Annotated in this window: 4 protein-coding genes; 2 read left to right on the top strand and 2 right to left on the bottom strand. The window is 69.6% G+C overall.

Features of this window, described 5'->3' with window-relative positions; genetic code table 11:
* Positions 1–231: hypothetical protein (locus EAO76_RS45220; protein ID WP_399463791.1), on the top strand; the 231-nt coding region annotated here is incomplete at its 5' end.
* A gap of 409 nt (positions 232–640) precedes the next feature.
* Here the strand turns inward: EAO76_RS45220 and EAO76_RS43445 are convergent.
* Complete coding sequence (locus EAO76_RS43445) at positions 641–1,057, bottom strand: hypothetical protein (protein ID WP_148841703.1); 417 nt, start codon at positions 1,055–1,057, stop codon at positions 641–643.
* Between the two features lie 1,281 nt (positions 1,058–2,338).
* A complete protein-coding gene (locus EAO76_RS43455) occupies positions 2,339–3,217 on the bottom strand; it encodes a sporulation protein (protein ID WP_187439067.1) in 879 nt (292 codons plus the stop codon).
* Between the two features lie 241 nt (positions 3,218–3,458).
* Here EAO76_RS43455 and EAO76_RS43460 point away from each other — a divergent pair.
* Positions 3,459–3,721, top strand: a 263-nt coding sequence (locus EAO76_RS43460) for a transposase (protein ID WP_222872242.1), incomplete at its 3' end; no start/stop codon positions are given.

Consider the following 3,721-nt stretch of genomic DNA (forward strand, 5'->3'; position numbering starts at 1 on the left):
TCCTTCGCGCTGGACGAGGTCGGATGCGCACTGCTGTCCGCGCTGCGGGACTGGGCACGGGACTCCCCCACCACCGCCGCGCCGGGCATCGCCCGGAGCATCATCCGGTTCACGGTGAACGTCATTCCGGACCCCGACCACCCGGACACCGCCGACACCCTGGAGGCCATGCGCGACGAGCACCTGGTGCTGGCCCACGCGATGCACTCCGCACCCGGTACGCACCACTGACCGCACCACCGTGCGGGTGGGTGCGGTGGCGCGCACCCACCCGGTGCGCGCCGAATCCATCCGGTGCGATCGGCGGCATGGAAGTGGCGCGCATCGAGTGGGTTGGTGCGGTGCAGTGGGCCGGGTGGAGGCGGGGCGTTCCTCCTTGACCCGGGCCGTGGTCAAGGAGAAATGCGCCGGGTGCGCACCGGGTGGATGTGCGGCATCGTCCCCGTCGGTGTCGTCCACTCGCACACGATGTCGTCCGCTCCACCGGGTGGGCTCCACTCGGTGAAGTGGGTGCGGAGCACGGCGGCGTCCGCTCCCGGCCGGTGGACTCCACTCCGTCGGGTGGAGTGGAGTCCACCGAGTGGACCTGAACCAAGCCCGGATGTCCCCGGGCACAGCCCTGACCGGGCACGAGCTGGGGTCAGGGTGCGTTCCGTGCCGTGGGTACGTTGCCAGCCATGACCGATCGGATGCGCTGTTCCAGCACACGTGCCCAGGATTCTGCTGTTGGGCTTTTACCGTCACGCGGAGCATTGACGGACACCTGCACGGCGCCCACGCGCATGATGACGTGAGCGAACCGCTCGCTGTTGAAGCTGAGGCTGCCGTCCCCGATGCCGGAATCAGTCGGGTTGTAACAGGAGAGCAGTGCTCGGCTCAGTTCGAGGTTCTCCTGGACGAACGCAACACGCTCCTCTTCTGTGAGCGTCTTGTTCATCCCCTCATAGTCGGTGAGGACGCCCAGGTGGAAGTTGGCGCCGTCTCCTTGCCCCTCGTTTCCAACGCTGAGATCGATCCCGTACGCGGAGCCATTGCTCTCGGCGGCCTCCTGCGGCATGGCTCCGCAAGCGGTCCCAAAAGTCGCCTCTATGGAATCGGCAGCGTCTCGCCAGCCCACAGATTCCTTACCCGACAGACGCCAGCCCGAAGGTAGTTCTTCCGCCTTCGGGAGTGCGGCCTTTAGACCCTTCGGTGTGAGTACGCCGTCTGCAACCAGGGCGTCTTCGTTGCCTCGCGGGGTGCTTGACGTGCTTGCCTTCGGCTGCGGAACAGTCGCTTGGTCATCCTTGCCACTCGAACAACCCGAAGCCCCGAGGACGGTCAAGGCCATCACGACGACACCTAAGACCACGGTGCGTGTGCCATACCTCATCGCCAAGTCCCCCGCCTCCGCCGATTCGCACCAACAGTAATGCGGTGGCTCAGCCTGGCGGAAGGGGGACAGCAGCAGGTGGTCATGGAGCAAGGGGCGCCCGGAGCGGTGAGGCGGTGGCCCGGGGCGGGCGGTCGACGGTCCTGTGCAGAACTCCGGCCCCGGACCCGCCGCGGGGCCGCAGCGGCGCGGCGGCGGCCGGGCCGTCGACGCGGCAGGAACCTGGGACGCGGGGCCGGACCAACCGGCCACCGACCGCGGTACAGCACGGACCGCGGCAGCACGGGCCGCGGGGCGCGGCGGAGCCGGGCGGGCTGTCGACGGCCCGGCGTCGGCCCGGAGGGCGGGCGGGGAAGGAGGCCGATGGCGCGGAGCTGCGGCAAGAGCGAACTGCTTACCCAGGCGCGGGTGTTACAACCCGGATGCGGGCAGGCCGCCCGGGCACGGCAACGGGCAGGGCCGTGGAGTGGGTGGTCGACAGCGCGGAGCGGTGAGGCACCGGCCCGGACGGGGCGGGCGGTCGACGCCCCCGACCGAAACCCCGGCCCCGKTCCTGCGACTGGCCCCGGCCCGCCCCGGACAGGGCGAGCGGGWGACGGTGGTCGAYGACAYGGTGAGACAACGGGCGGGCGGGGCGGTGACCAGACCTCATGGACACACGAAACCGAGCCTGGCCGCCCGGTCGCCGACGCGACAGGAACCCAGGACGGCGGGGCCAGGCGGCGGGGCGTCATATTGATCAGAAACGGTTCGGGTTCCGGGTCGCTGTAGGGGTGTGAGCAATCTGGTGGGAGACGCGCGGCATCTCTCGCCGTCGGTGCAGGAGGTCCTGCGGCTGGTGACACCGGCGCGGATCGCGCCGGTTGGCCGAGAGATCGTCCTGAACTTCGTCTCGGATACGACGCTGGGCCTGCCGAAGTCGTCCCGGCCGCCGCCCGCGCCGGCAGCCGGGAGGATCCGTGCTGTTCAGGTATCGCGCCACCATCGGGGGCTGTCCAGGTGGTAGTCGACTCGCTCGCGGTCATCGACGGCGGTAGCGGGCAGTGCGGCGACATTGTCGATCCACTGCCGAGCCTTGGCCTCGAAGTCTACGTGGCCGATCTCGTGGTGGGCGGCGACGTACCGGAGAGCCGGGGGCTTGCCCCACCAATCCTTCTCCGCCAAGGCGGCCCTTCGGAGGTAGATCTCGGCGCCGACCGCGTTGGAGTGGAGGTACAGTTCCATGTTTCTTGGGTGGTCCGCGTCGGTCGCGGCGAGATGGAACCCCTGTCGGCTGTAGAGGATCTCCCGCTCAGTACGCGGAATGTACTCGGGGTCGACCCACGCGCTGTGGCAGGTGTATCCGGCGGCGGCGAAGGCGTCGAAGAGGGTCTCGTGCAGGGGCGTCGTCTCGATGCGGACCGCGTCGACGTCCGTGCGGTCCGCGATGCCGTCGGCATCGACCTCCGTGTACAGACCGATCCGCATCCCGGCCAGCGGCAACCCGCGCACCTCGGAGACCGGGGTCTCCCACTTCAGCCGGTACCGGAGCGGCACCCGGCGTTCCTCGCCCTTCGGGATGGTGAAGAGGCTCGTCACCTGGAAGTGGGCGAGGGTGACGCCGGTGTCCGTGTTGACGTCCGTCGTCGTGCTCTTGGTGACGGCGTCGGGGGCCGCGTTGGCGACCAGGCGCGCGTTGACCGTCCGGATCCGCACGTCCCGGTCGAGCGCGCGCAGTACCACCTCACCGCGCAGGATCTCCCCGGGGCGCACCGGTTCGTCCGGAAGGAGTGTGTCGGCTTCCAGCGGTATGCCGTCTGCCGTCTTGCCGCCGCTTCCACTGCCGAGCAGTCGTTTGAACACCATGATCCGCACAGTAGCCGCAGCCGGGCCGTCAGGAGCTCGCCAGCGGACGGTTCCGGGCATCCCATACGCCGTATTACCACCGCAAGCGCCTCTTCTCGCCCGCCCTCCTCGGCCCCCTGCCCCGCTCACCCATGCCAGACGGGCCGAGGCGGCGGACACCTCCTCACCGTCGCCTTCCACAGGTCCGAGGCCAGGGTGGAGGCTAAGAAGTCATCTCAATTGGCTGGGTAAGCTGCTGGTCATGGTGGGGATCGTTGAGCGGCTGGTGCCGGACGAGTTGTGGGAGTTGTTCCAGCGGGTGGTGCCGGAGGCGCCGTCGCGGCCGCAGGGTGGCGGTCGGCGCCGTCACGGTGATCGGGAGGTCCTGGCGGCGATCGTGTTCGTGGCCACGTCGGGCTGCACGTGGCAGCAGTTGCCCACGGCGTCGTTCGGCCCGTCCGGGGCGACGGCCCACCGCAGATTCACCGAGTGGACGAAGGCCCGGGTGTGGGCCGGGCTGCACCG

Source organism: Streptomyces sp. sk2.1 (assembly GCF_008120935.1).
In the GTDB taxonomy this organism is placed as follows: domain Bacteria; phylum Actinomycetota; class Actinomycetes; order Streptomycetales; family Streptomycetaceae; genus Streptomyces.

Bases quoted from the DNA above. Each gene is read 5' to 3' on its own strand.
- EAO76_RS43455 (WP_187439067.1), bottom strand. From the start codon at position 3,217: ATGGTGTTCAAACGACTGCTCGGCAGTGGAAGCGGCGGCAAGACGGCA.
- EAO76_RS43445 (WP_148841703.1), bottom strand. From the start codon at position 1,057: ATGCCGCAGGAGGCCGCCGAGAGCAATGGCTCCGCGTACGGGATCGAT.